The organism is Ralstonia sp. ASV6, assembly GCF_016429285.1.
Taxonomy (GTDB): domain Bacteria; phylum Pseudomonadota; class Gammaproteobacteria; order Burkholderiales; family Burkholderiaceae; genus Ralstonia; species Ralstonia flaminis.
The window spans coordinates 1-1,365 of the sequence record NZ_JAELUI010000309.1 but is presented as its reverse complement, the minus strand read 5'-3'; the positions used below and the strand labels follow the sequence as shown (position 1 = coordinate 1,365).

The 1,365-nt window shown below is 60.6% G+C and carries 2 protein-coding genes; one reads left to right on the top strand and one right to left on the bottom strand.

Features of this window, described 5'->3' with window-relative positions; translation table 11 throughout:
* The coding region (locus tag JHD73_RS27730; protein WP_233177194.1) for an SH3 domain-containing protein at window positions 1-1,111 on the bottom strand (1,111 nt) is incomplete at its 3' end.
* A gap of 73 nt (window positions 1,112-1,184) precedes the next feature.
* Here JHD73_RS27730 and JHD73_RS29245 point away from each other — a divergent pair.
* On the top strand, window positions 1,185-1,365 hold a 181-nt coding region (locus JHD73_RS29245; protein ID WP_233177193.1), incomplete at its 3' end, for a hypothetical protein.

Sequence of the window (1,365 nt, the reverse complement as noted above, 5' to 3'; positions counted from 1 at the left end):
TCTCAATCCGCTGCTGCTCGGCGTTATGCTGGGCTTTCGGGCCGGTTTTCTCCTCGATGGCGCCGGTCAGTTGCTTCCACTTGTCCGGGTTGGCCCATTCGCTCTCGTGCTTGATGATGAGCCGTGACAGACTGAACGCCCGCCACGGGTCGTCGTAGACTGCGCAGAGGTCGTCAGCGGCTCGGCAGCCATCCCCGGTTGGGTAGACGGCACGATAGACGCCTGCCATCAGCGGGCTGAGATTGGGCAGCGCCGCAGGCTCAGAGACTGCCGCTTGCATGGCGTAGTCGATATACGTCTGGGTGGTCGCAAATAGCGTATGCGTGGCGTCGTGCTCACCCTCGAACGTCTCGAAGTCGATCCACGATTGCGCGAACTCGCGCGTCACACGGCCACCTGGAAAGAGTTGCTCGCGCACCCACCCGCTAATGTCTTGGTGCAGCATATTTGCGCCGCGAACCTTCCACCAATTCCGTTTTTGGCCATCAACGCCCGATGCGGTTTCGGTGTGGCGGTTTTCTGGGGACTTGGTCAGATGGGCAAAGGTCTCGATCAGCGTAACGTCGGTACGCGGGGCATCCTGGCCCTCCTGAAACGGCTCCCTGTACAGTTTCGTGCCCTTGCCAACCCGCAGGATCGTGGGCTCGCTGGGTAACCCGAGTTGCTCCCAGTCTTTGGGTCTGAACGAGTGATCTCGAATCCACTCCCGCCCTTGCGCGAGGAAGGGCTTAATGTCATCCCCGCAGAACACTTCAATGTGCACTATCCGGTTCGCGCCCGGCGCGGTGAGCGACTCATAAAGCCCGAGGTGGCCGATCAGGTCGCCCGCATTGATCGGACGCGGTTTCGGCAATACGACCACCTGATCAAACGCGTCCTCCGACAAGACCTCGCGGGCTTCAAGCTGCCCCACGTTGTTCTTGCCAAGATAGACCCATTTACCGATGACTGCGGCAGGATCCACCCAATCACCCGCCTTGGCCGGATAGGGCGTGACGCCATTGGCTTCTACGATTTGGCCCCACTTCTTCTCACGCTTGCCGATACGGACTTGCGCACCTTGCGGCAAGATCGCGACGGGTTGGCTGTTTGAGGTGGCACCGGCCCGCACGCGCAGGCCAACATGTGAGGACGGCGCGACTTGACCGCCTGACCCATTGGCGACCGGGTCATTGGCGTATTGCGTGACTTCGAAACAGGTCGGCCAGTACGCTGGCCAAGGGCCGCTTTCCGGGTATTCCGAGAACGACCGCAAGTGCATGTACAAGCTGAAGAAGGTCAGCCGACTGTCCTTGGGGAACTCCATGACGTGGCGCACGAGCACGAAACTGGTGCTGTATGGCGAATCAATGACGGGGTCGTCAT